Below are 24277 nucleotides of genomic sequence, written 5' to 3'. Positions count from 1 at the left end.
CTTCTAGACATAAGGAGCGGCGACGGGAAGGGGCGGTGGCGTTTGCGGGGTGTCGGCGATACAAGCCGCGCTTGAAAAGAACCGGACGCCGCTTGCCGGCGCTGTCACTGAAACATCCCCGATCCCTAGCGGCGCGCTCTTTCGAGCGTTCCTCGGGATGCGGGATGGATGTCGATTGGAGCGACCATGACCCTCGATGCCTCGACCCTGCAGCTCGGCCAGGCGAGCGCCCTGCCGCAATCGCCGGAGGAAGCCCGCCTCGACCGCGTGCCGAACCCGCATGCCGGCACGGACTATCTCGCCCGCTTCACCTGCCCGGAGTTCACCTCGATCTGCCCGGTCACCGGCCAGCCCGATTTCGGCATCCTGGTGATCGACTATCTGCCGGGCGACTGGCTGGTCGAGTCGAAGTCGCTGAAGCTCTATCTCGGCGCCTTCCGCAACCACGGCGCCTTCCACGAGGACTGCACCGTCAACATCGGCAAGACGCTGGTCGAGCTGCTGCAGCCGAAATGGTTCCGGATCGGCGGCTACTGGTATCCGCGCGGCGGCATCCCGATCGACGTGTTCTTCCAGACCGGAGAGCCGCCCAAGGGCCTGTGGTTGCCCGACCAGGGCGTGGCGCCCTATCGCGGACGCTGAACCGTCGTCCTTCCGGGCCTCTCGACATGCGACGGCCCGGAGGGAGGTCGGTCGTTCTCAGGTCCTGCTGCCTCCGAGCCGCAGGGCCCGCGGCACCAGGAGGCCGAGCAGTCCGACCGCCACGGCGAAGGACAGGATCGCGCCGCTGGTGCCGAACAGATGCAGGGCCGTGCCCATCAGCAGCGGCCCGAGCGCATGCCCGCAGAACAGCGCGCAGGCGAACAGCGCCACCGCCGAGCCGCGAGCGCTCGGCGCGAGCTCTGTCGCCAGCGCCTGGAAGGTGCCGTGCATCAGGAAGAAGCCGAAGCCGCTCAGCGTGAAGATCGCGATCGCGCTCCACCAGGGCAGCATCGGCAGTGCGAACAGGCAGTAGGCCAGCGCCATCAGGGCACCGCCGGCCGTGGTCATCCGCGCCGGGCCGAGCCGCTCGACCAGCACCCGTGTCAGGATGCCGTAGACGATGCCGCCGAGGCCGGTGCCGGCGATGACGATGCCGGCCTGCGAGGGGCCGGCCCCGGCCCGTTCGTGCAGGATCGCCGCGACATAGGGGGGCATGCCGAAGACCAGCGCGCCCTCGATGATGACGAGGCCGTAGAGCACCTTGGTCTGCGGGTTCGCGAAGACGGTGGCGTAGCGCGCCAGTGCGCCTGAAAAGCTCAGCTTCGGGCGCTGCGCGTCCGGCCGCGGCTTCAGCACGATCATCACGAGGACGCCGGCGATGGCGGCTAGCGCGCCGGCGACCAGGAAGACGCCGCGCCAGCCGATATGCGCGGCGATCAGGCCGGAGCAGGCCGCCCCCGCCATCTGTCCGACGATCATCAGCACGAGGAAGCGCCCGAGCTGGACCTGGCGCTCGGCCATCGGGGCCCGGTCGCCGATCGCTGCCATCGCTGCGGGAATCACGCCGCCGGCGACGATGCCGGCTGCGGTGCGGACCAGCATGAGCGTGTCGAACGAGCCGGCGAAGGCGGCTGCGGAGGAGAGCAGCGCGAGCACGAGCAGACAGGTCGAGATCGTCCGCAGCTTGCCGAGCGAATCCGCCACCGGCCCGAGGAAGGGCTGGCCGACGGCGTAGGCGAAGGAGAAGGCGGTCGCGATCGCGGCGACCTGCGGGATGCTGCGCGTGAATTCGCTCGCCAGCGTCGGAACCAGCGGATCGAGGATCCGCATGGTGAAAGTCGAGGCGAAGCCGCAGGCACCGAGGACGAGGATCAGCGCCTTGAGCGAGCCGGGGGCGGGCCGCGGCTGCGCCGCCTCAGCCATGGGCTGGCGCTGCCTGCGCGAAGCGCTTGGCGACGCGGTCGAACTCCTGCAGCTGACTGATCAGAGCCGGGAACTCGCGCAGCGGTACCATGTTGGGGCCGTCGGACGGCGCCTTGTCCGGGTCGGGATGGGTCTCGATGAAGACGCCGGCGACGCCGACCGCCACCGCCGCGCGGGCCAGAACCGGCACGAATTCGCGTTGTCCGCCGGTCGAGGCGCCTTTGCCGCCGGGCTGCTGCACCGAATGGGTGGCATCGAAGATCACCGGCGCGCCGATCTCCGCCATGATCGGCAGGCTGCGCATGTCCGTGACCAGCGTATTGTAGCCGAAGGACGCGCCGCGCTCGGTCAGCATCACGTTCGGATTGCCGCTCTCCGTGACCTTGGCGGCGACGTTGACCATGTCCCACGGCGCCAGGAACTGGCCCTTCTTGACGTTGACGATCTTGCCGGTCGCAGCGGCCGCGACGAGCAGGTCGGTCTGGCGGCAGAGGAAGGCGGGGATCTGCAGGACGTCGACGACTTCAGCGACGGCCGCGCATTGGCCGGCCTCGTGCACGTCGGTCAGCACCGGCAGGCCGGTGCGCTCGCGAATCTCGGCGAAGACGGGCAGGGCGGCTTCCAGTCCCATGCCGCGCTGGCCCTTGACGCTGGTGCGGTTGGCCTTGTCGAAGGAGGTCTTGAAGACGAGGCCAATGCCGAGCTTCTCGGAGGTTTCCTTCAGCGCCAGCGCGACTTCCAGCGCATGCTCGCGGCTTTCCATCTGGCAGGGGCCGGCGATCAGGGCGAGCGGCAGGGCGTTGCCGAAGCGGACCGGCTGGGCGAGATCGGCGCCGGCGGTGACGATGGCATTGGCGCTCATGGCAATCTGATCCTGCTGTCGGGCGGGCCGATGGCCCTCGCGTCGGGCAGGGGATCGATCGGTCTGCCGCGGACCGCGGTGCCACCCCTCCGGCGCGCCCCGGCTCTAGGGCCTCGGCAGGTCGCAGGTCAAGCTGGCGCGGTCCGCGCGGCGCTCACGACAGCGCCAGATAGGCGGCCACCAGCAGCATGCAGGCGCCGAAGACGATGCCCTGGACCCGGAGTGCGCCTGGCGAACGGAAGCGCCCGAGAATCACCTTGCCGCCATAGATCCAGGGGAAGTGACAGGCGATGCCGACCAGCAGGAAGGCCAGGGTGAACTGCCCCACCTGGGCCGCAGTCGAGCCGGCGGGATCAAGAAACTGCGAGAACATCACCGCGATCGTCGAATGGATCTTCGGGTTGAGCACGACCGCCAGGAAACCGTCGGCGAAGCTCAGCCTTGCCGGGTTCGCAGCATCCGGCTCGGCCGCCGGTACCGAGCTGCGGATGAAGCTCCAGCCGAGATAGACGAGGTAGACGATGCCGCCCCATCTCAGCGCGAACTCGAACTCCGGGTGGCCCTGCAATGCCCGCCCGAGCCCCAAGCCGTACAGCAGGCAGAGGGCGACGTTCGCGGCCTCGAAGCCGGTCCAGAATGGCACGGTCCCGCCGACGCCGAAGCGTGCGCCGGCCGTCGCCAGCAAGGTGTTGCCCGGCCCCGGACTGAACACCATCGGAACAGCGAACCCCAGGAACAGCAGCCAGACATCCCAGGCGATCATCGTTCTCATCCACATTGCGGGGAGGGGCGGGCAACACCTTGCTGACGCCGGCGGCGCGAATAGAGCTCGCTTCCAGGGGCCGGCAAAGCGAACTATCCTCACCCGCTCGATAAGCTGGGATCATCGAGCATGCGTCGTCTTCCGCCGCTCGGCGCACTGCGCGCCTTCGAGGCCGGCGCCCGTCATCTCAGCTTCACCCGGGCGGCGAACGAACTCTGCGTGACGCAGGCGGCGGTCAGCCATCAGGTGCGCCAGCTCGAGGATTGGCTGGGCGTGCGGTTGTTCGCGCGACGCGGGCACGCACTGGCGCTGACGCCGGAGGGCGCGGCCTACCTGCCGGAGCTGACCGAGGCCCTGGACCGGATGGCCGCGGCGACGCAGCGCCTGCGCAGACGCACGGACGGGCCCTTGCGCCTGACCGTGCTGCCATCCTTCGCGATGTGCTGGCTGGTGCCGCGTCTCGGCCGCTTCCGTGCCCTGCATCCGCAGGTCGATCTCAGATTGACCACCACGGCGGCACTCTGGAACTTCGCGAATGAGGGCTTCGATCTCGCCATTCGTTCCGGTCTGGGCCGTTGGCAAGGGCTGCGGGCGGACCTGATCGCGCGTGAGGACCTGAGCCCGGTCTGCAGTCCGGCACTGGCCGCAGGCCCGCCGCCGCTGCGCGAGCCGGCCGATCTGCGAAACACCACGCTGCTGCACGATACGCCGCGCTCCGGCTGGGCGCGCTGGCTCGCCCATGCCGGCATTACGGGTGTCGATGCCGGGAGCGGCATTGCCTTCGATGATGCCGGTCTGGTGCTGCAGGCGGCGACCGAGGGGCAGGGCATCGCGCTCGGGCGGCTCACTCTGGCGGCCGCAGCCCTGCAGGCCGGGCGGCTCGTCCAGCCCTTCGAGACCGTGCTGCCGAATGACTATAGCTATTGGCTCGCCTATCCCCGGCTGGTGCTGGAGCGGCCGGAGGCCGTCGCGTTCCGGGACTGGCTTCTGGCCGAGGCGAAGAAGGGCGCAGCCTTCGAAAGCTCGCCCAATTGAGATTCAGCGATCCGGCTCGCAATCTGCCGGCGAAAGTGCTACCCGGCAGGGCAGCAAGCATTCCGAGGCATTATGTCCGATATTTTCCGCGAGATCGACGAGGAGGTCCGCCGCGAGAAGGCGGCCGCCATCTGGAGCAAGTACAGCACCGTCTTCATCACCGTCGCCGTGATCGCGGTGGCCGGCGTCGCCGGTTGGCAGTTCTGGCAGCACCAGGAGCGGCAGAAGGCCGAGGCCGTCGGCGCGAAGTTCGAAACCGCGATCCGCGCCGCCCGCGACGGCAATGGCAGCGAGGCCGAGTCGCTCCTGTCCGAGCTTTCGGCCAATGCGCCGGCCGGTTACCGCCAGCTCGCCCGCTTCCGCCTCGCCGGCGAAGTCGGCAAGCGCGATCCGGCGGCCGGCGCCGCGGCCTTCGATGCGCTCGCCAATGACGGCTCGCTCGATGCGAACTATCGCGATCTCGCCCGGCTGCGGGCCGGGTTGCTCCGTATCGACCTCGTGCCCTATGCCGAACTGCGGACCGCGCTCGAGCCGCTTGCAACGCCGACCGGCAACTGGCGCCATTCCGCCAGGGAGGCGCTCGGCATCGCCGCACTGAAGGGCAACCTCTATGAGGATGCCGGTCGCTGGTTCGACGCCATCGTGACCGATGCCGACGCCCCGCCGGGACTGCGCCAGCGGGTCGAACTCTATCTCACTCTGGTACGCGGCGGCGCCGTCGAGACCAAGAACTGACGCCGAGCGCCGGTCCGTATCGGCCGGTGCCGGCCCAACTGGACGGATCATGACCGCGACCATCGCCATTGTCGGCCGCCCGAATGTCGGCAAGTCGACCCTGTTCAACCGGCTCGTCGGCAAGAAGCTGGCGCTGGTCGACGACCGGCCCGGCGTCACGCGCGACCGGCGCGAAGGCGAAGCCAGCCTCGGCCATCTGCGCTTTTCGGTGATCGACACCGCCGGCCTCGAGGAAGCCGACGAGAACACGCTCGCGGCCCGCATGCGGGCGCAGACCGAGACTGCGATCGAGCAGGCCGATGTCATCCTGTTCATGATCGACGCCAGGCTCGGCCTGACGCCGATGGACCAGGTCTTCGCCGATCTGGTGCGCCGTTCCGGCAAGCCCGTCATCCTGCTCGCCAACAAGGCGGAAGGGAACAAGGGCAAGGACGGCGTCATGGAGTGCTATTCGCTCGGCCTCGGCGACCCCGTGCCTTTTTCCGCCGAGCATGGCGAGGGCACCTCCGACCTGCTCGAAGCCCTGATGCCCTATGTCGCCGACGAGCCGGAGGAGGAGGACGAAGAGGAGGCCTGGGCCGATGCGCCCGCCGCGCTGGCGGACGATGAGGACGAGGGCGACGACCCCAACAAGCCGCTGCGCGTGACCATCATCGGCCGCCCCAATGCCGGCAAGTCGACCCTGGTCAACCGGATGATCGGGCAGGACCGCCTTCTGACGGGCCCGGAGGCCGGCATCACCCGCGACACCATCTCGGTCGACTGGGAATGGCGCGGCCGTCCGGTGCGGCTGTTCGACACGGCAGGCATGCGTAAGCGCGCCCGCATCGAGGAGAAGCTCGAGAAGCTCTCGGTTGCCGATGCGCTGCGCGCCATCCGCTATGCCGAGGTTGTGGTCGTGCTGCTCGACTCGACGATTCCCTTCGAGAAGCAGGACCTGACGCTGGTCGACCTGACCGAGCGCGAAGGCCGCTGCGTCGTCATCGGCCTCAACAAATGGGACCTCGTCGCCGACAAGCAGGGCCTGCTCGCCGAGCTGAAGGAGAAGGCGCACCACCTGCTGGCGCAGGTCCGCGGCGTCGAGATCGTGCCGCTCTCCGGCCTTGCCGGCGAGGGCATCGACCGGCTGATGCAGGCGGTCTTCCGCGCTTATGGCGTCTGGAACCGCCGTGTCTCGACGGCGCGGATCAACCGCTGGCTCGAAGGCGTGCTCTCGGCCCATCCGCCGCCGGCGGTCGCCGGCCGCCGGATCAAGATCCGCTACATGACGCAGGCCAAGGCGCGTCCGCCGACCTTCGCGCTGTTCGGCAACCAGCTCGACCATCTGCCGGTGTCCTACACGCGCTATCTCGTCAACAATCTGCGCGACGCCTTCGAGCTGCCGGGCACGCCAATCCGGCTGCATACCCGCGGCGGCGACAACCCGTTCGACAAGAACAAGCGCTGATGCTTCGAGACTGAGCAGGATCGATGCGAAAAACCGGTTCCCACTTTTTCGCATCCTGCTCCGGCGCACCCGAAACGGTCAGCGCGCTCTTCCTCAGATCGGACGGCAAGGTGCTGCTCGGCCTGCGCGCTTCCTGGAAGCGCGCCTGGGCGGATCATTGGGACGCGATCGGCGGGCGGGTCGAGGCCGGTGAAGGGCTCGACGAAGCGCTGCTGCGCGAATGCGGCGAGGAGGTCGGGCTCCGGCCGACGGTCTATCGCCTGATGCTCTCCGCGCCGGAGCATTTCCCGGAGCGCAACGGCGCGGCGCTCCACCACATCTACGTGGTTTCCGCCTGGGACGGCGGCGAGGCGGAAAACCTCAGCGACGAGCACAGCCAGATCGGCTGGTTCTCGCTCGACGAAATGGCGGCCCTGCCGAATCTGACGGTGGCCGAGCTGATCGCGGTGGTGCGCGAGTATGGGGCGGCGCGGTGACAACGCCGTCATGCTCGGGCTCGACCCGAGCATCTCCTGACGAGAAGGCGCGCTTACCGGCCTGAGATTCTCGGTTCTACGCTTCGCTTCAACCGAGAATGACGGCTGCGCTCACGCCGGCATCTGCGGCGTCAGCACCTTGCCCTGCGGGAAGTCGAAGATCTTGCCGGTCTCTCTCCAATCCGGCGAGGCGAGCTCGACGAGATGCGGCGCCAGCTCCTCCGGCGTCCTCAGCGTCTGCGGATCCTCGCCGGGCATGGCCTCGGCGCGCATCCGCGTCCGCAGCGGGCCGGGATTGACCAGCATGACGCGCAGCGGGGTCCTGAGCGTCTCGTTGGCATAGCTGCGCGCCATCGCCTCGAGAGCGGCCTTGGAGATCGAGTACGGCCCCCAATAGGCCATGCATTTATGCGCAGCGCCCGAGGAGAGCATGATCACCCGGCCGGCATCGGAGGCCTGCAGCGCAGGCTCGATCGACTTCAGCAACCGCCAGTTGGCGGTGACGTTGATGTCGAAGACCTTCGCCCATTCCTTGGGGCTGGCATGGGTCAACGGCGAAAGCGGCCCGAGGATGCCGGCATTGGCCAGGAAGATGTCGAGCTTGCCCCAGCGCTGCAGCAGGGCCGGGCCCAGGCGCTCGATCGCGCCGGCATCGGCGAGGTCTGCCGGGACCAGGGTGGCGCTGCCGCCGACTGCCCGGATCGCGTCGTCGAGCTCCTCGAGCGCGCCGGTTGTGCGCGCCATCGCCACGACATGGGCGCCGGCTTCGGCATAGGCGATGGCCGCCGCGCGGCCGATTCCGCGCGAGGCGCCGGTAACGAGCGCGACGCGCCCCTGCAAAGGCTTGGTCATGACAATCCGCCGAAGGTTCAGCCGGCTTCGGCCAGCAGCGACAATTTCTGCTTGGCGCTCTCGCCGATCACGTCGGTCAGCGAGGTCGGGTAGTCGCCGGTGAAGCAATGATCGGTGAAGGCCGGCTTGGCCGGGTCGCGGCCGGGATGGCCCATGGCGCGGTAGAGCCCGTCGACCGACAGGAAGGCCAGCGAGTCGGCCCCGACGAACTGGCGCATCTCCTCGAGCGTATGCGTCGCGGCCAGCAGCTTTTCGCGGTCCGGCGTGTCGATGCCGTAATAGTCCGGATGGGTGATCGGGGGCGACGAGATGCGGAAATGCACCTCGCGGGCGCCGGCCTCGCGCATCATCTTGACGATCTTGAACGAGGTCGTGCCGCGCACGATCGAATCGTCGACGAGGACGATGCGCTTGCCCGCGACGACGCTGCGATTGGCCGAGTGCTTAAGGCGCACGCCGAGCTCGCGGACCTTCTGGGTCGGCTCGATGAAGGTACGGCCGACATAGTGGTTGCGGATGATGCCGAGCTCGAACGGGATGCCGCTCGCCTGGGCATAGCCGAGCGCCGCCGGGACGCCGGAATCCGGCACGGGAACGATCACGTCGGCGTCGGCCGGCGACTCGGCCGCGAGCTGGGCACCCATGCGCTTGCGGCGCTCATAGATGCTCTGGCCCTTCACGACGGAGTCGGGACGGGCAAAATAGATGTACTCGAAGATGCAGGGCCGCTCGGGCGCCGGCGGGAAGGGCTTGTGGCTCTCGATGCCCTGCTCGGAGATGACGATGACCTCGCCATTCTCGACCTCGCGCACGAACTTGGCGCCGATGATGTCGAGCGCGCAGGTCTCGGAGGCGAGGATCGGGCAACCGTCGAGCTCGCCCAGCACCAGCGGCCGGATGCCGAGCGGATCGCGCACGCCGATCAGCTTCTTGTTGGTGATGCCGACGAAGGCATAGGCGCCCTCGATCTGGCGGATCGCCTCGACGAGGCGGTCGATGAAGCGGCCCTTGCGGCTGCGCGCCACCAGATGCAGCAGCACCTCGGTGTCCGAGGTCGACTGGTAGATCGCGCCGTCGCGGACGAGGTTGCGCCGCAGCGTCAGCGCATTGGTCAGGTTGCCATTATGGGCGACGGCGAAGCCGCCGCCATGCAGCTCCGAGAAGAGCGGCTGGACATTGCGCAGGATGGTCTCGCCGGTGGTCGAGTAGCGCACATGGCCGATCGCCTGCGTGCCCTTGAGCTTGTCGATGACGCCTGCGTCCGAGAAGGCGTCCCCGACGAGGCCGAGGCGCCGCTCGGAATGGAAACGCTTGCCGTCGAAGGAGACGATGCCGGCCGCCTCCTGGCCGCGGTGCTGGAGCGCATGCAGGCCGAGCGCCGTCAGCGCCGCCGCATCGGCGTGCCCGAAGATGCCGAAGACGCCGCATTCCTCACGCAGACGGTCGGCATTCGGGTCGAACGCAGCCTCGCTATCGCGGATTTGGCTCATCTTTGGCTCCATCGGGAGGGGCTCTCCAGTCAGGGACGCGGTGCGGCCGGGGCGGTGGTGCCGGTCGGGCCGTTGGAATCGATCACGCGCTGCAGCGCCTGGCGGTCGGTCGCGCCCGGGGCCTGGGTCCGCCGCTGCGGATCGGTCGAAGGCGTGCCGGCGGGCGGGGTGCGCGGCTCCTCGGCCGGCGCCTCGGTCGGCTCGCCACCGGTCTTGGGCTGAAGCAGCTTCTTGATGAACTCGGAATCGATGTCCTGCGGCAGCATGGTCAGCAGGCTGCGGCCGGTCTCTTCCAGAATCGGCTTCGAACGGGAATCGCGCGCCCAGGCCGGCTGCATCTTCTCGGGAACGAGCGCGGTGAAGAAGAGATAGCCGACGACCGCCAGGAGCAGGCCGCGGCCGGCGCCGAAGACGAAGCCGAGGGTGCGGTCGAGCGCGCCGATGCGCGAATCGAGCACGAAGTCGGAGATCCGCGCCGTGATCAGCGAGACGATGATCAGCGTTGCCAGGAAGAGGCCGGCGATCACCACGACCAGCGCCACGGTCTTGTTCGGAATATGCTGCTGGGCGATCGGCAGGAGCTGCGGATGGAATATCCACGCGACGACCGCCGCAGCCGCCCAGGAGGCGATCGCGAGCACCTCGCGGGTAAGCCCGCGCACCGCCGCGAGCAAAGCGGAAACGAGAACCACGCCGATGACGACGAGATCGAGAAGGGTCACAGGCATGTCGGGGCCGCTTCGCTGAAAAACCGGGGCCAGCCCCCGAGAGATGGGGAGGCCATGCGGGTTTTGCTATACAAGTTCGTGTGTCGCACGTCACCCATGCAGTCGGCTCATTTTGCACTGCGAGAGCCGGGGCCGACCAGGGCGTATCCAGAGTGAGCGGTGAACCGGTCTCGCCATAGTCGGACAGGGATGCCTTACCGGTCGGCTTGCTGGGCGCGCTGGCCGGAACGCGCGCGTGGCGCCATTGCGGCGATCTCCGCGACGAGCTCGCCGACATGGCCGAGCCGCTTCAGCCCGAGGCCGCCGCCATCGCCCGATTCGGCCCCGCCTGCGGGCATGACCGCGCTGCCGAAGCCGAGCTTCGCAGCTTCGCGCAGCCGGGCCGCCGAGACGGAGACCGGGCGGATGGCGCCTGAAAGCGCGATCTCGCCGAAATAGACCGATCCCGCCGGCAGGATCGCGCCGGTCAGGGAGGATACCAGTGCCGCCGCGACCGCGAGGTCTGCGGCCGGCTCGGCGACGCGCAGGCCGCCGGCGACGTTGAGATAGATGTCGTGCTGGCCGAGCTTCAGCCCGCCATGCGTTTCCAGCACGGCGAGCACCATGGCGAGGCGGCTGTTTTCCCAGCCGACCACGGCGCGCCGCGGCGTACCGAGCGCGGTCGGCGCGACCAGCGCCTGGATCTCGACCAGAACCGGCCTCGTGCCCTCGACGCTGGCGAGCACTGCGGCGCCGGGCGCGCCCTGATCGCGGCCGGTCAGGAACAGGGCCGAGGGGTTGCCGACCTCGGACAGGCCCTGTCCGGTCATCTCGAAGACGCCGATCTCGTCGGTCGCCCCGAAACGGTTCTTCTGGCCGCGCAGGATGCGGAAGGCATGCGCGCCTTCGCCCTCGAAGGAGAGCACGGCGTCGACCATGTGCTCGACGACCCGCGGGCCGGCGATCTGCCCGTCCTTGGTGACATGGCCAACCAGGATCAGGCAGGCACCCGAGGTTTTGGCATAGCGGATCAGCGCCTGGGCCGAGCCGCGGACCTGGGTCACCGTGCCCGGGGCGCTTTCAACCTCGCCCGACCACATGGTCTGGATCGAATCGATCACCACCAGGGCAGGGCGCTCGCCCTGGCCGAGGGTCGCGATGATGTCCTCGACATTGGTCTCCGAGGCGAGGTCGACCGGCGCCTCGGCGAGGCCCATGCGCTGCGCCCGCAGGCGGACCTGGCTGGTCGATTCCTCGCCCGAGACATAGACGACGCGGCGCCCTGTCAGCGCCATTGCGGCGCAGGCCTGCATCAGCAGCGTCGACTTGCCGATGCCGGGATCGCCGCCGATCAGCAGGACAGAGCCCGGCACGAAGCCACCGCCGGTGACGCGGTCGAGCTCGCCGATTCCGGAGACGATGCGCGGCGCGTCCTGCGTCTCGCCCTTCAGGCTCTCGAGCGCGAAGATGCGGCCGCGTGCCCGCCCGCCGGCTGGCGCCCTGCCGCCGCCCGGGATCGGGGCGGCCTGCGCCTCTTCGGACAGCGACGACCAGGTGCCGCAGGCATCGCATTTGCCCTGCCAGCGGTGATAGACCGCGCCGCAGGCCTGGCACGCATAGGTCGGACCACGCTTCGCCATTACGGCCTAGAGTCCGGTATAGCGCCGGGCGTGGCGCCAGCCGAGGCTGGTGAGCACCTCGTAGCCGATGGTCTTGGCGCCGGCGCCGACCGTTTCGAGATCGAGTTCGCCGCCGATCAGGGTGACGGGCGCTCCGCGCACGGCCGCACCGGCCGGGGCATGGGTGACGTCGACGATGATCAGGTCCATCGAGACCGTGCCGACGAAGGGGCAGCGCAGCCCGCCGACCAGCGCCGAGCCGCCCGGCGTGATATCGGTCCAGCTCGCATTGCGCGGATAGCCGTCGGCATAGCCGAGACTGATCGTCGCCAGCTTGCGGCGCCCCGGCGCCGTCCAGCGGCCGTTATAGCCGACCTGTGTGCCGCCAGCGATCTCGCGGACCTGGATGATGCGCGCCTCGAGGCCGATGACCGGCTGCATCGGATTGGGTTGGCCGGGGGTCGGGTTGCCGCCATAGAGCGCATAGCCCGGGCGGGTGAGCTGGTAGGACGGGCAATCCGGCAGGAAATGCGCCGACGAGTTCTTCAGCGAGGCCGGCACGTCCGGAAAGGCTGCCGCGATCTCGGCGAAGGCGGCGATCTGGCGGGCATTGGCCGGATTGGCCAGGTCCTCCGAAGCGGCGAAATGGCTCATCACCAGCCCGATCCCGGCGGCAGCAATGACGCCGGAGCGCTCGCGGGCGAGGTCGAGCCCTTCGCCGGCCCAGAGGCCGAGCCGGTTCATCGCCGTATCGACATGCAGCGCCGCCGGCCGGACCTTGGCACCGCTCTGGCGGAAGCCGGCCCATTCGAGCAGCTCTTCATGCGAGCCGAGCACCGGCGAAAGGTCATGCTCGGCGAACAGCCCGGAACTGTCGGGAGGCAGGCCGTTGAGCACATAGATCGTCGCGTCGGGAGCGGTCGCGCGGGCACGGATGCCTTCGGAGAGATGCGCGACGAAGAAAGTGCGGCAACCGGCGGCGGCGAGAGCCGTCACGGCCGGCTCGATACCGATGCCGTAGGCGTCGGCCTTGACCACGGCGGCCGCTTCGGTGCCGGCCCGCGCGCCAAGTGCGCGCCAATTGGCGACGAGCGCGCCGAGGTCGATCGTCAGCAGCGGGCCGTGGTCGGCATTGGTCGGCGTGTCGAAGGGGTTCATTCAAGACGCTCCGGAAGTCCACTCTGGTCGGCCCTGTCGGAGAAGCGCGTCACGTCGGCGTCGAACTGCAGGGCGATGGTGCCGGTCGGGCCGTGGCGCTGCTTGCCGATGATGAGCTCGGCGAGGCCGTGGGCCGCCTCCATCTCGATCTGCCACTTGTTGTGCTCTTCGGTGCCGGGGCGCGGCTCCTTGCCCTTCAGATAGTACTCGTCGCGATAGACGAACATGACCACGTCGGCGTCCTGCTCGATGGAACCTGATTCACGCAGGTCGGAAAGCTGGGGGCGCTTGTCGTCGCGGGATTCGACCTGGCGGGAGAGCTGGGACAGCGCGATGATCGGGACGTTGAGTTCCTTGGCCAGCGCCTTCAGGCTGGTCGTGATCTCGGTCAGCTCCTGCACGCGGTTCTGGCTGTTCTTGGAGGAGCCGGCGAGCAGCTGAAGGTAGTCGATGAACAGGACGTCGAGCCCCTTCTGGCGCTTCAGGCGCCGGGCGCGCGCCATCAGCTGGGCGATCGAGATACCACCGGTCTGGTCGATGTAGAGCGGCAGCTTCTCGATCTGCGCGGCGACGTCGCTGAGCCGGGCGAATTCGCCCTCGGTGAGGCGGCCTTGCCTGATCTTGTAGGAGGAAATGCTCGCCTGCTCGGCGACGATACGGGTCGCGAGCTGGTCGGACGACATTTCGAGCGAGAAGAAGCCGACGATGCCGCCATCGACGGATTTGAGCTCGCCGTTCTCCTGACGCTCGGCCCGCCAGGCCTTGGCGATATTGAAGGCGATGTTGGTGGCGAGCGAGGTCTTACCCATGGCGGGGCGGCCGGCGAGCACGATCAGGTCGGAGCGCTGCAGGCCGCCCATGCGGGCATCGAGGTCGCGCAGGCCGGAGGAAATGCCGGAAAGGCCGCCCGCGCGCTGGAAGGCGCTGGCCGCCATGTCGATGGCGAGGCGCATCGCCTGGTCGAATTTCTGGAAGCCGCCTTCGTAGCGGCCCTTTTCGGCGAGTTCGTAGAGCTTGCGCTCGGCGTCCTCGATCTGCTCGCGCGGCGCCATCTCGACCGGCGCGTCATAGGCGACGTTGACGAGTTCCTCGCCGACGCCGATCAGCTGGCGGCGGATCGCCAGGTCGTAGATCGTGCGCCCGTAGTCCTGGGAGTTGATGACGGTCGTCGCTTCGGCCGCGAGCCGCGCCAGATATTGCGAGGCGGTGATTCCGCCGAGGTCGAGCTCGCCGACATAGGTCTTCAGCGTGATCGGCGTCGCGATCTTGCCGGCGCGGATCAGCCCCGACATCAGTTCGAAGATGCGCCGGTGCAGCTCCTCGAAGAAGTGCTCCGGCTGCAGGAAGTCCGAGACCCGGTAGAAGGCTTCGTTGTTGACCAGGATCGCGCCCAGCAGCGCCTGCTCGGCCTCGATGTTATGAGGCTGGACGCGGAAGTTCGCCTCGCTGTTGTCGAGGCGGGCGATGAGGGCGGTAGCGCTGGACATGGCCTTGGATAGGTCAGAGTCGGCGAGTCATGAACCTGAACAAAGTGGGAACGGAGGGAATAGCCGGAACTCTGCCCGCTGTCCACAGCGCCTACGAAAAGGGCGCCGTGTTGCCACAGCGCCCATTGACTCCAATCTGGATCGCCACGCGTCCGTCCGGGCGCGATCGCGGCGATCCATTTCATTGTTATCGCATCAGAGCTTCCGAAAAGTGGGGTCCACTCTTCGGTCCGATGCTATCGCTGGAAAACCGATCAGCGATCGTCGTCCTCGCCGGCTTCGGCCAGCGCGGCACCGACCTCGAGGCCGAGATCGTCGAGATCGAAGGTCTCGCGAGCGGTGACGTCCTCGCCGCGCACCTGGCGCTCGGCCTCTTCGGCCGAACGGGCGATGTTGACGGTGACGGTGACCGAGACTTCCGGATGCAGCACGACCGGGACGGAGTGCAGGCCGAGCGTCTTGATCGGCGCGTTCAGGGTGATCTGACCGCGGTCGACCGAGAAGCCGTCATTGCTCAGCGCCTCGGCGATGTCGCGGGTCGAGACCGAGCCGTACAGCACGCCCGATTCGCCGGACTGACGCAGCATCACCACCGAGTGGCCGTCGAGCGTCTCGGCGACCGAGTCGGCCTCGCGCTTCAGCTCGAGATTGCGGGCCTCGAGCTGGGCGCGCTGGTTCTCGAAGCGCTTCTTGTTCTCCTCGGTCGCGCGCAGGGCCTTGCCGCGGGCGAGCAGGTAGTTGCGGCCGTAGCCGTCGCGCACGCGCACGGTCTCGCCCATCTGGCCGAGCTTGGCGACGCGTTCGAGCAGGATCACTTCCATGGTCTTTCTCCTTGATGTTCGTCGATAGGATTGATGTCAGGCGGTAGGCGGCGTCGACGATCTGCGCCGGCGCAAGTCGATCAGCGCGTCGGCAATGCCGAGCAGCGCGAGGAAGGGGAACACCGTGATCAGCATGATCAGCAGCGCCAGATAGACCGCGAACAGGGTCGGCATCCGCCAGGCCTTGCCGCGGCTGAGGTCGTGAACTGCGGCAAGGCCGGCGAGCCCGAAGGCTGCGATCAGTGCACCGGTCATCGCGGCGCCGGCCAGGCCGACGAAGCCACCCATCAGGCTCAGCAGGAAGCCGACGCCGAGCGCAGCGACGGCCTTGGCAGGAAGGCGGGTCGCCGGAATGAAGGGCCAGGGGCGGGGCAGGCGGCCCGAAAGCTGGACGGCCTTGGCCGCCAGCCAGAGATTGGCGACGATCATCGGCACGAAGGAGGCGCCGGCGGCGGCCGGAACCAGCGCGGCGAGACGGGCTGCGAGATCGGCGACATCGATACCGCTCGGCAGGCGCACCGACGGGCCGACGCCCTCGCCGCCGCTGAGCACCAGCTGCAATCCGCGCGTCATCACGCTGCGATAGGTCTCGTAGTCGGACGAGATCGCCAGCGCGCCGCCGATCGTCACCAGGGTGGCGACCGCGGCGATCCAGACCAGCAGACGCCCGAGCGGATACCATTCGCTGGTGCCGTCGCCATTGTCGCGGGCCAGCAGGGCGAGATAGGCGATCCACCAGGCCGGCAGCGCGGCGCCGATGGCGAAGGCGAGCCCGAGCGGGACCTTCAGCACCAGCGCGACGGCGGCCGTCCCGCAGGCGGCAGCGACCAGTCCGGCACGATGGTTCCAGCCGAGCGCTGCGATGAAGACCGGGAGCGGGGCGACGTAGGACAGCAGCAGCGCCAGCGGCGATCCGGTGATCACCACTGTGAAAAGGAGGGCTGAAACCAGCCCGGCGCCGATGCCGACGATGGGTAGCATGTCCGTCCTGCTGTCCCGCTGCTCTCGCGTGCTTTCCGTCAGATCGGAACAGGCTCGCGGCAGGGTGAGAGGGTTCTTCGCCTCAACATACCCGGAGGGGTTTCACCGCCGGGCGACTAATGGTCTATCGATCTAGAAAACCGGTGGCGCCGAAGCGCCACCGGGAAACATTCAGCCGCTCAGCGGATGACGTAGGGCAGCAGGCCGAGGAAGCGGGCGCGCTTGATCGCCTGGGCGAGCTCACGCTGCTTCTTGGCCGAGACGGCCGTGATGCGCGACGGCACGATCTTGCCGCGCTCGGAGATGTAGCGCGAGAGCAGACGCACGTCCTTGTAGTCGATCTTCGGAGCGCCTTCGCCCGAGAACGGGCAGGACTTGCGACGGCGGAAGAAGGGGCGACGGGCGCCAGCAGATGCGGTCGACATGGATCAGGCCTCCCCGGCGGGCGTTTCGGTGGCTTCGTCTTCGCGGCGCGGACGCTCGCGGCGCGGGCCACGGTCGAAGCGATCGCCGCCGCCAGGGCCGCGGTCGAAACGGTCGCCGCGCTCGTCGCGGTCGCGCTTCTGGAGCATGACCGACTGGCCGTCCTCGAGAGCCTCGACGCGGATGGTCATGAAGCGCAGCACGTCTTCATTGATGCGCATCTGGCGCTCCATTTCGGCCACGGCGGCCGCCGGGGCGTCGATGTTCAACAGCGAATAGTGCGCCTTGCGGTTCTTCTTGATGCGGTAGCCCAGGGACTTGACGCCCCAGTACTCGACCTTGGCGACGGAGCCGCCATTGGCCTCGAGGATGCCCTTGAACTGCTCGACAAGGGTCTCGACCTGCTGCGCGCTGACATCTTGTCGCGCGAGCATCACATGCTCGTACAATGCCATGAGTGGCCTTCCTTCTTTCACCTGCTTCGTCCGGCGCGGAGCCCTCCGAGCCCTGGATAAGGCCCGACAGGATTTCATCGAAGGCGGAGACACGGGATGATGGCTGCCCAGGAGAGAAGCCGAGCGGAGCACCTCCGGAAAGGAAAGCTCCGCCATCCGTTCAGCCTCCGGCCGAACAAGCAGAGGGCTCGTTACAGGGAGACGGCCTTCCGCGCAAGCCGAAAACATCGGAAAATGTCCGCGCAAGTCGAGTTTGGGGCTGTCGAAGCCTTGACTTGCCGGGCCGCACGGTGCGACTGCGCCCCGCAACGTTAACCAGGCGCGATCTTCAGGACCAGCAGGACATGGCGACGGCTTTCATCTTTCCAGGGCAAGGTTCGCAGGCGGTCGGCATGGGCAAGGGCCTGGCCGAGGCCTTTCCGGCGGCCCGCGCCGTCTTCGACGAGGTCGATGCGGCTCTGTCGCAGAAGCTCTCGACTCTGATGTGGGAGGGGCCGGGCGAGGAGCTCACCCTGACCGCCAATGCCCAGCCGGCGCTGATGGCGGTGAGCCTGGCGACGATCCGCGTGCTCGAGGCGGAGGCGGGCCTGTCGCTGGCGCGCGATGCCGCCTTCGTCGCCGGCCATTCGCTCGGCGAGTACTCGGCCCTGGCCGCCGCCGGCACCTTCTCGATCTCCGATGCGGCGCGCCTGCTGCGCATTCGCGGCGACGCTATGCAGAAGGCCGTGCCGGCGGGCGAGGGCGCCATGGCGGCGCTGCTCGGCGTCGATCTGGAGCAGGCCCGCGCTATCGCGGCCCATGCGGCTGAGGGCCAGGTCTGCGAGGCCGCCAACGATAATGGCGGCGGGCAGGTCGTGCTCTCCGGTGCCAAGGCCGCGGTCGAGCGCGCCATCGCCCTTGCAGGCGAGCGCGGCGTGCGCCGCGCCATGCTGCTGCCGGTCTCGGCTCCGTTCCATTGCGCATTGATGAAGCCGGCTGCCGATGCAATGCAGGCTGCCCTGGCCGAGGTATCGATGCAGGCGCCTGCCGTGCCCGTGATGGCCAATGTCGGCGCCGCGCCGCTGAGCGATCCGGCCGCGATCCGTGCCTCGCTGGTGGCCCAGGTCACCGGTACCGTCCGCTGGCGCGAATGCGTCGAGGCGATGGCCGGCGCCGGCGTGACGCAGTTCTACGAGATCGGCTCGGGCAAGGTGCTCGCCGGACTGGTCAAGCGCATCGCCGCCGGGGCGTCGTCCGCCTCGGTCGGCACGCCGGACGATATCGCGAGCTACAAGGCCCAGCAGGGCGTCTGACTGGCTGTGACGAGACGGGCCGGCTCCTCGCATGAGCCGGCCGAGAAGACGGCAGAACGCCGAAAAGGAGGAAGAATGCTTGATCTGACCGGAAAGAAGGCGCTGGTCACCGGCGCTACCGGCGGGCTCGGCGGCGCCATCGCACGGCGGCTGCATGCACAAGGCGCCACCGTCGCCTTGTCGGGAACCCGGGTCGAGGCGCTGGAGGCTCTGGCGAAAGAACTGGGTGAGCGTGTCGAGATCGTTCCCTGCAATCTCTCCGATCGCGATTCGGTCGAAGCGCTCGTGCCGGCGGCCGAGGCCAAGCTCGGCGGGCTCGATATCCTCGTCAACAATGCCGGCGTGACCCGCGACAACCTGTTCATGCGCCTCAAGGACGAGGACTGGGACCTCGTCCTCGCCGTCAACCTGACCGCGGCCTTCAGGCTCTCGCGCGCGGCGGTGAAGAGCATGATGCGCCGGCGCTATGGCCGCATCATCTCGATCGGCTCGGTGGTCGGCACCTCCGGCAATCCCGGGCAGGGCAACTATGCGGCGTCGAAGGCCGGCCTGATCGGCATGTCGAAGTCGTTGGCAGCCGAGGTCGCCAGCCGCAACATCACCGTAAACGTCGTCGCGCCGGGCTTCATCGAGTCGCCGATGACCGAGGTGCTGAACGAGAAGCAGCGCGAGTCCATCCTCGCCGACGTGCCGATGGGCCGTTTGGGTGTGGGTGACGACATTGCCGCGGCAGTGGCCTATCTCGCCAGTTCGGAAGCTGGCTACGTCACCGGTCAGACGCTTCATGTAAACGGCGGAATGGCAATGATCTGAGGCGGTTAGAGAATTTTCCTGGAGCGGTTCGAGGCTTTGGGACAACTCTCGCCAGCCCATTACGAGTGTGTTAACTAGCCAGCCGGCCGCGTGACGATCGGCAACCGGGGGGCTTGACGCCAACCTGGTTGTTGCGTTTGTGCAGCCATGAACACCCCGACCGGCGCACCGCAAGGTGCGAGCGCCGGCCGGGAAACCGATTTCAACCACGCGTCGCTTCCGGCGGTGTGTTTTCAAGGTTTGAGGAAAGACCCATGAGCGATGTCGCCGAGCGCGTGAAGAAGATCGTGATCGAGCACCTCGGCGTCGACGCCGACAAGGTGGTCGAAGGCGCGAACTTCATCGAGGATCTGGGTGCGGACAGCCTCGATACCGTCGAGCTGGTCATGGCCTTCGAAGAGGAATTCGGCGTCGAGATCCCCGATGACGCCGCCGAGACGATCGTGACGGTCGGCGACGCCGTCAAGTTCCTCTCGAAGTCCGCCTGAGCGGCTCAGAGTCTGGCGCGCGATCCAGCGTCTTGACCGAGCGAGGAATACCGATGCGGCGCGTCGTCGTCACCGGACTTGGCATGGTGACCCCGCTTGGATGCGGGGTCGATGCGACATGGTCCCGTCTGATTGCCGGCGAGAGCGGCGCAGGGCCGATCACGAGCTTCGACGCTTCTGATCTGCCTGCGCAAATCGCATGCAATATTCCGCGTGGCGACGGCTCGGCCGGCACATTCAATCCCGACGATTGGATGGAGCCCAAGGAGCAGCGCAAGGTCGACGACTTCATCGTCTTCGCCATGGCTGCAGCGACCCAGGCCCTGCGCGACGCAGACTGGAAGCCGCAGTCCTATGAGGATCAGATCGCGACCGGCGTCGCGATCGGCTCCGGCATCGGCGGATTGGGTGGCATCTACGAAGCCTCCATCCTGCTGAAGGAACGTGGCCCGCGGCGCCTCTCGCCCTTCTTCATCCCGGGGCGACTCAGCAATCTCGCGGCCGGCTACGTCTCGATCGAGCACGGGCTGAAGGGCCCGAACCACGCCGTCGTCACCGCCTGCTCGACCGGCGCGCACGCCATCGGCGATGCGGCCCGCATGGTCGCGCTGGGCGATGCCGAGGTCATGGTCGCCGGCGGCACCGAATCGGCGATCAACCGCATCGGCATTGCCGGATTCTGCGCCTGCCGCGCATTATCGACCAGTTTCAACGATACGCCCGAAAAGGCTTCGCGGCCTTACGACAAGGACCGTGACGGCTTCGTCATGGGCGAGGGCGCCGGCGTCGTCGTTCTCGAGGAACTCGAGCACGCCCTGGCGCGTGGCGCGAAGATCTATGCCGAGGTCGTCGGCTACGGCATGTCGGGCGACGCCTATCACATCACCTCGCCGGCCGAGGACGGGGACGGCGCCTATCGCTGCATGCAGGCCGCGCTGAACCGCGCCGGCTTGCGCGCCTCCGATGTCGATTACATCAATGCCCACGGCACCTCGACGCAGGTCGGCGACGAGATCGAGCTGCGCGCGGTCGAGCGTCTGCTGGCCAATGCGCCGCAGCGGCCGGCCATGTCCTCGACCAAATCGGCGACCGGCCATCTGCTCGGAGCCGCCGGTGCGATCGAGGCGATCTTCTCGGTCCTGGCGATTCGCGACCAGGTTCTGCCGCCGACGATCAATCTCGATAATCCCTCCGTCGAGACCGAGATCGACCTCGTGCCGCACAAGGCCAAGAAGCGTAAGGTCGACGTAGCGCTTTCCAATTCCTTCGGTTTCGGCGGCACCAACGCCTCGCTGGTCATGCGGCGTTTCGTCGGCTGATTCCGCGACAGCGCGCTTTCGCCATAATTTTCGCTAGCCTGTCGCCGCTGCCGTGCCAGAATGCCTGGAGCGCGGCCGACAGGTGGAATCCATGCCGGCAAAGCGGATCGTGATGTCGGGAGATCGAGCGTAAGCATCATGAATCAGCCGCCCCGCGTTGCGCCGAGGAGCCCGAACGAGGCGTTGAAGCCGGTCGCGCCGCCATCACCGCCGCCGAAGGTGCGCCGCCGCCGGCGCTCGCCCTTTATCGCCATGCTGAGCGGCCTGTTCACCACAGCTCTGGTGCTGGCTGGTGCGGTGGGAGGCGGCATCGCCTATCTCGACAGTCGCAGCAAGGCGCCCGGGCCGCTCGCGACCGATCGCGTCCTGATCATCCCGAAAGAGAACGGGGTGACGGAGATCGCCGATCTCCTGCAGCGCGAGGGGTTGATCGAGCATCCCTGGGCCTTCAAGGTCGCGGCCTATACATCGGGCAAGGCAGCGAGCCTCAAGGCCGGCGAGTACCTGTTCAAGGCACGCGCCAGCCAGAAGGACATCCTCGACATCATCGCCGAGGGCAAGGCTGTCGAGCACTCCGTCACCATCCCCGAGGGCCTGACCAGCGAACAGATCATAGCCCGCCTGAAGGAGAACGATCTGCTCTCCGGCGAGATCATCCAGGTTCCGCGCGAGGGTGCAATTCTGCCGGACACCTACAAGTTCCAGCGCGGCTCGACGCGGCAGGCCATGGTCGACCGGATGACCCGCGACCAGCGTCGCATCCTCAACGACATCTGGGCCCGCCGTCCGGCCGACCTGCCGATCAAGACTCCCCAGGAGCTCGTGATCCTGGCTTCGATCGTCGAGAAGGAAACCGGGCGCGCCGACGAGCGCACCCGCGTCGCCGGCGTCTTCATCAACCGGCTCAACCGCAAGATGAAGCTGCAATCGGATCCGACGATCGTCTACGGGCTGGTCGGCGGCAAGGGCACGCTCGGACGCGGCATCATGCGGACCGAGATCACCCAGGCGACGCCCTACAACACCTATGTGATCGATGGCCTGCCGCCGGGGCCGATCGCCAATCCCGGCCGGGCCGCGCTTGAGGCGGTGGTCAACCACTCGCGCACCAAGGATCTCTATTTCGTTGCGGACGGCAGCGGCGGCCACGCCTTCGCCGAGACGCTGGAGCAGCACAACCGCAATGTTGCGCGCTGGCGCCAAGTCGAGGCCAACAGGCGCGAGGCGGGCAAGCCGGCGCCGGAGGCCAGCATCGACAAGGCCGAGCCGCCCCCGTCGCCCGATTCCCGCACCGAAGCGCCGGGCGGCGCCGGGCAGGGCATGCAGGCCGCGGGGCAGCCCGAGAGCTTCCCGGTACCGGGCAACCGCCGTGCCGGCCAGACGGCGCAGGGCGGGACTGACGGTACCCGCGCGCGCGCCTTCGACGCTTCGGAAGGAACCGATCGCGATCCGCTGCGCAACCGGACCTTCGACCTGAACAGCCCGAAGGTCGTTCCGGCCCTGCGGCCCTGACCGCGTCTTTCCACATCGCGCGCTTGTCGTTGTGACAAGCGCTGTCTAGGGTCCGGCCGCATTCGCGGGCAGGAAGATCGTAATATGGCAATCGAAAGCATGACGGGCTTCGCGCGTGAGGCCGGGACCGTCGCCACCCACGCCTTTGCCTGGGAGGTGCGCAGCGTCAACGGCCGCGGCCTCGATGTCCGTGTCCGCGTTCCGCCGGGCTTCGAGCAGTTCTCGGAAGCCGCGCGCAAGCAGATGTCCGCTGCCTTCTCGCGCGGCACGCTGCACGTCAATCTCGCCATCACGAGCGCGGCGGCGCCGGCGCGCCCACGGATCAACCAGGAGGCGCTGGCCGCCCTGGTCGAAGCTGCGGCCACCGTGTCCCTGCCGGCCGGCATGGCTCCGGCCTCGCTCGACGGTCTTCTCGCCATTCGGGGCGTCGTCGAGATCGCCGAGGAGGCGGAGGATGCCGCCTCGGCGCTCGAGAAGCCGGTTCTGGCCGCGCTCGAGCGGCTCGTCGCCTCGCTCAAGCAGGCGCGTCTCGGCGAAGGCCTCGCGCTGGAGACCGTGATCGGGGGGCATCTCGCCACCATCGCCCGGTTGACTGGGGAGGCCGAGAGCCACCCCGCGCGCAGCGTCGAGGCGGTGAAGGCGCGTCTCGCCGCGCAGGTCGCCGCGCTGCTCGAAACCGGCAATGCCCTGGACGCCCAGCGCCTGCATCAGGAGGCGGCCCTGCTCGCCGTGCGGGCCGATATCCGCGAGGAGATCGACCGGCTGCATGCACACGTCACCGGTCTGCGCGAACTGCTCGCCCAGGGCGGGCCTATCGGCCGCAAGCTCGACTTCCTCGCGCAGGAGTTCGGCCGTGAATCCTCGACGCTCTGCGCCAAGGCCGGCGATCCCGGCCTGTCGCGCATCGGCCTCGATCTGCGCACGACGGTCGACCAGCTCCGCGAACAGGTTCAGAACGTGGAATGATGGCGATGGCTGATCTCGTCCGCCCGGCCCGTCGCGGCCTGATGCTGATCCTGTCGTCGCCCTCCGGCGCCGGCAAGTCGACCCTGACGCGCACGCTGTCGCAGAAGGAGACCAATCTCGACCTCTCCGTGTCGGTGACGACGCGCGCCCGCCGGCCGTCGGAGATCGAGGGTGTTCACTACCATTTCATCGAGCGCGATTTGTTCGACGGTTTGCGCCAGCGCGACGAGCTGCTCGAATCCGCGGAAGTCCATGGCAATGGCTATGGCACGCCGCGCAAGCCGGTCGAGGAGGCGCTCAAGGCCGGTCGCGACGTGCTCTTCGACATCGACTACCAGGGCACGCAGCAGATCCTCGAAAAGGCCCGCGACGACGTCGTCGCGATCTTCATCCTGCCGCCCTCCATGGCCGAGCTGCGCTCGCGCCTTGTGCGGCGCGCCGAGGATGCACCCGAGGTCATCGCCAAACGCCTCGCAAATGCCCGCGACGAGATCGCGCGCTGGAGCGTCTACGACTACGTCATCATCAATGACGATCTCGGCGCGGCCTATGAATCGGTTCGCGCGATCCTCGTCGCCGAACGCCTGAAGCGCGCACGCGCGACCGGAATGGCGAGCTTTGTTGAGCAACTGCTCGAGGAGCCGACGGTCTGAGAAGCTGGCGGGGCCGCT

General features: G+C 68.1%; 25 protein-coding genes. 12 read left to right on the top strand and 13 right to left on the bottom strand.

The annotated features are described in order from the left end of the window. Positions 1–186 precede the first annotated feature (186 nt). On the top strand, positions 187–642 hold the full coding sequence (gene queF, locus AC1REK_RS11745) for a preQ(1) synthase (RefSeq protein WP_066468859.1): 456 nt from the start codon (positions 187–189) through the stop codon (positions 640–642). 57 nt (positions 643–699) lie between these two features. Here queF and AC1REK_RS11740 read toward each other — a convergent pair whose 3' ends face one another. The 3 genes from AC1REK_RS11740 to AC1REK_RS11730 all read right to left on the bottom strand — a co-directional run bounded on the left by AC1REK_RS11740 (position 700) and on the right by AC1REK_RS11730 (position 3530). Beyond that, a complete protein-coding gene (locus tag AC1REK_RS11740) occupies positions 700–1905 on the bottom strand; it encodes an MFS transporter (RefSeq protein ID WP_492267909.1) in 1206 nt (401 codons plus the stop codon). Then, the gene (gene kdsA, locus AC1REK_RS11735; RefSeq protein ID WP_492267910.1) at positions 1898–2767 is read right to left on the bottom strand and encodes a 3-deoxy-8-phosphooctulonate synthase; all 870 of its coding nucleotides are present in this window, start codon (positions 2765–2767) and stop codon (positions 1898–1900) included. The genes AC1REK_RS11740 and kdsA overlap by 8 nt, the downstream gene beginning before the upstream one ends. Before the next feature lie 154 nt (positions 2768–2921). Next, the gene (locus AC1REK_RS11730; protein WP_492267911.1) at positions 2922–3530 is read right to left on the bottom strand and encodes a LysE family translocator; all 609 of its coding nucleotides are present in this window, start codon (positions 3528–3530) and stop codon (positions 2922–2924) included. 129 nt (positions 3531–3659) lie between these two features. Here AC1REK_RS11730 and gcvA point away from each other — a divergent pair, with 129 nt between their 5' ends. The 4 genes from gcvA (at position 3660) to AC1REK_RS11710 (ending at position 7223) form a co-directional block, all read left to right on the top strand. After that, a complete protein-coding gene (gene gcvA, locus AC1REK_RS11725) occupies positions 3660–4565 on the top strand; it encodes a transcriptional regulator GcvA (protein ID WP_492267912.1) in 906 nt (301 codons plus the stop codon). Positions 4566–4637: 72 nt separating this feature from the next. Beyond that, positions 4638–5300, top strand: a complete 663-nt coding sequence (locus AC1REK_RS11720; RefSeq protein ID WP_492267913.1) for a tetratricopeptide repeat protein — start codon at positions 4638–4640, stop codon at positions 5298–5300. A gap of 49 nt (positions 5301–5349) precedes the next feature. Further along, entirely contained in the window at positions 5350–6747 is a 1398-nt protein-coding gene (der, locus tag AC1REK_RS11715) for a ribosome biogenesis GTPase Der (protein WP_492267914.1), read from the top strand. Positions 6748–6770: 23 nt separating this feature from the next. Then, positions 6771–7223, top strand: coding sequence for an NUDIX hydrolase (locus AC1REK_RS11710; RefSeq protein WP_492267915.1), 453 nt, complete (start codon positions 6771–6773; stop codon positions 7221–7223). A 111-nt stretch (positions 7224–7334) separates the two neighbouring features. On the opposite strand, the gene AC1REK_RS11705 is transcribed toward AC1REK_RS11710, so the two are convergent. The 10 genes from AC1REK_RS11705 to rpsF form a co-directional block, all read right to left on the bottom strand. Beyond that, positions 7335–8075, bottom strand: a complete 741-nt coding sequence (locus AC1REK_RS11705) for an SDR family NAD(P)-dependent oxidoreductase (protein WP_492267916.1) — start codon at positions 8073–8075, stop codon at positions 7335–7337. 17 nt (positions 8076–8092) lie between these two features. Then, entirely contained in the window at positions 8093–9565 is a 1473-nt protein-coding gene (purF, locus tag AC1REK_RS11700; protein ID WP_316017230.1) for an amidophosphoribosyltransferase, read from the bottom strand. Positions 9566–9594: 29 nt separating this feature from the next. After that, positions 9595–10293, bottom strand: coding sequence for a CvpA family protein (locus tag AC1REK_RS11695; protein ID WP_316017229.1), 699 nt, complete (start codon positions 10291–10293; stop codon positions 9595–9597). A 194-nt stretch (positions 10294–10487) separates the two neighbouring features. Beyond that, entirely contained in the window at positions 10488–11912 is a 1425-nt protein-coding gene (radA, locus tag AC1REK_RS11690; protein ID WP_492267917.1) for a DNA repair protein RadA, read from the bottom strand. A gap of 6 nt (positions 11913–11918) precedes the next feature. Next, entirely contained in the window at positions 11919–13049 is a 1131-nt protein-coding gene (gene alr, locus AC1REK_RS11685) for an alanine racemase (protein ID WP_492267918.1), read from the bottom strand. Further along, positions 13046–14536, bottom strand: a complete 1491-nt coding sequence (locus tag AC1REK_RS11680; protein ID WP_316017226.1) for a replicative DNA helicase — start codon at positions 14534–14536, stop codon at positions 13046–13048. Before AC1REK_RS11680 ends, alr begins: the two co-directional genes overlap by 4 nt. 254 nt (positions 14537–14790) lie before the next feature. Next, entirely contained in the window at positions 14791–15357 is a 567-nt protein-coding gene (gene rplI / locus AC1REK_RS11675; protein WP_316017225.1) for a 50S ribosomal protein L9, read from the bottom strand. 36 nt (positions 15358–15393) lie between these two features. Next, on the bottom strand, positions 15394–16338 hold the full coding sequence (locus tag AC1REK_RS11670; RefSeq protein WP_492267919.1) for a DUF2232 domain-containing protein: 945 nt from the start codon (positions 16336–16338) through the stop codon (positions 15394–15396). Between the two features lie 179 nt (positions 16339–16517). After that, entirely contained in the window at positions 16518–16763 is a 246-nt protein-coding gene (gene rpsR, locus AC1REK_RS11665) for a 30S ribosomal protein S18 (protein ID WP_038367644.1), read from the bottom strand. Between the two features lie 3 nt (positions 16764–16766). Continuing rightward, positions 16767–17216, bottom strand: coding sequence for a 30S ribosomal protein S6 (gene rpsF, locus AC1REK_RS11660; RefSeq protein ID WP_316017223.1), 450 nt, complete (start codon positions 17214–17216; stop codon positions 16767–16769). Positions 17217–17560: 344 nt separating this feature from the next. On the opposite strand from rpsF, the gene fabD reads away from it, so the two are divergent. The 7 genes from fabD to gmk all read left to right on the top strand — a co-directional run bounded on the left by fabD (position 17561) and on the right by gmk (position 24259). Next, entirely contained in the window at positions 17561–18508 is a 948-nt protein-coding gene (gene fabD, locus AC1REK_RS11655; RefSeq protein WP_492267920.1) for an ACP S-malonyltransferase, read from the top strand. A gap of 75 nt (positions 18509–18583) precedes the next feature. Continuing rightward, complete coding sequence (gene fabG, locus AC1REK_RS11650) at positions 18584–19321, top strand: 3-oxoacyl-[acyl-carrier-protein] reductase (protein ID WP_492267921.1); 738 nt, start codon at positions 18584–18586, stop codon at positions 19319–19321. Between the two features lie 254 nt (positions 19322–19575). Beyond that, the gene (locus AC1REK_RS11645) at positions 19576–19809 is read left to right on the top strand and encodes an acyl carrier protein (RefSeq protein ID WP_066468900.1); all 234 of its coding nucleotides are present in this window, start codon (positions 19576–19578) and stop codon (positions 19807–19809) included. A gap of 53 nt (positions 19810–19862) precedes the next feature. Then, complete coding sequence (gene fabF, locus AC1REK_RS11640) at positions 19863–21128, top strand: beta-ketoacyl-ACP synthase II (protein WP_492267922.1); 1266 nt, start codon at positions 19863–19865, stop codon at positions 21126–21128. 138 nt (positions 21129–21266) lie between these two features. Beyond that, the gene (gene mltG / locus AC1REK_RS11635) at positions 21267–22640 is read left to right on the top strand and encodes an endolytic transglycosylase MltG (RefSeq protein WP_316017219.1); all 1374 of its coding nucleotides are present in this window, start codon (positions 21267–21269) and stop codon (positions 22638–22640) included. An 84-nt stretch (positions 22641–22724) separates the two neighbouring features. Further along, positions 22725–23606, top strand: coding sequence for a YicC/YloC family endoribonuclease (locus AC1REK_RS11630; protein ID WP_492267923.1), 882 nt, complete (start codon positions 22725–22727; stop codon positions 23604–23606). After that, a complete protein-coding gene (gmk, locus tag AC1REK_RS11625; protein WP_414644909.1) occupies positions 23606–24259 on the top strand; it encodes a guanylate kinase in 654 nt (217 codons plus the stop codon). The genes AC1REK_RS11630 and gmk overlap by 1 nt, the downstream gene beginning before the upstream one ends. The last annotated feature ends 18 nt before the right edge of the window (positions 24260–24277 follow it).

Source organism: Allobosea sp. GW823-FHT02B03, assembly GCF_058797755.1.
Note: the sequence above shows the minus strand (reverse complement) of the source record. Positions and strands in the feature narration are given on the sequence as shown.